Here is an 818-nt window from a genome sequence, read left to right on the forward strand (position 1 = left end):
TCGAGGTCGGCGCGGGCCCCGGCGTCACCGGCGGCCAGTTCGCGCTGCCGTTTCGCGGCCAGCTCCGCCTGGACCAGCGTCGCCTGCCGGGCGCCGAGCAGCGCCTCCGCGCTGCGCAGCGAGGCCTGCGCGTCGCGCAGCGCGTTCTGCTGCGTCAGCGCGTCGATCTCGGCGATCAGTTGGCCTTCCTTGACCTTGTCGCCCAGCGCCACCGCCAGCCGCTTGACCTCGCCGGTCGCGCGCGCGCCGACGCTCACCAGCTTGTACGCATTGATCGTGCCGGTGGCCAGCACGCTGACCTCCAGGTCGCCGCGCTCGACCGCCGCCGAGGTCACCTGCGGCGGCGCAGGCGGGCTGAACCAGACCGCCTTCACGATCAGCGCCATCACCACCAAGCCCGCCGCGACCGCCACCAGCCGGCCCGGCTTCATCCACTGCTTCATCGGATCTCCCTCAATCCCTGGTCATTCACGGGCGCTGCCGGCCGTCGCTCTCGTCACGGCCGTTGCTGTCGTCCCGGTCAAGGCAGCAGCCGGCGCGACTGGCCCGTCCGACGGCGCCTGCCAGCCACCACCCAGCACCTTGTAGAGCGTGAGGCGGTTGAGCTGCTCGCTCAGCCGCAGCGTCACCAGCGCCTGCTGCGCGGCCACCAGCGAGCGCTGCGCGTCGAGCAGGTCCAGCTGCGTCGTGCTGCCGGCGCGGTACTGGGTTTCCGCCAGGCGCAGCTGCCGCTCGGAGGACGCGAGCAGCGACTGCTGCAGCGCGAGCCGGTCGGCCAGCGTCGCGCGCACGGCGAGCGCGTCCGCCACCTCGCGGAA

At 73.2% G+C, this 818-nt stretch carries 2 protein-coding genes; both read right to left on the bottom strand.

Annotated elements, in window-relative coordinates; genetic code table 11:
* Positions 1 to 443 (bottom strand): biotin/lipoyl-binding protein (locus tag FUT87_RS27385; protein ID WP_222617325.1); only part of this gene is annotated, 443 nt, incomplete at its 3' end.
* A gap of 21 nt (positions 444 to 464) precedes the next feature.
* Positions 465 to 818 (bottom strand): TolC family protein (locus FUT87_RS27390; RefSeq protein WP_186830810.1); only part of this gene is annotated, 354 nt, incomplete at its 5' end.

This window comes from Mitsuaria sp. TWR114 (assembly GCF_007997345.1).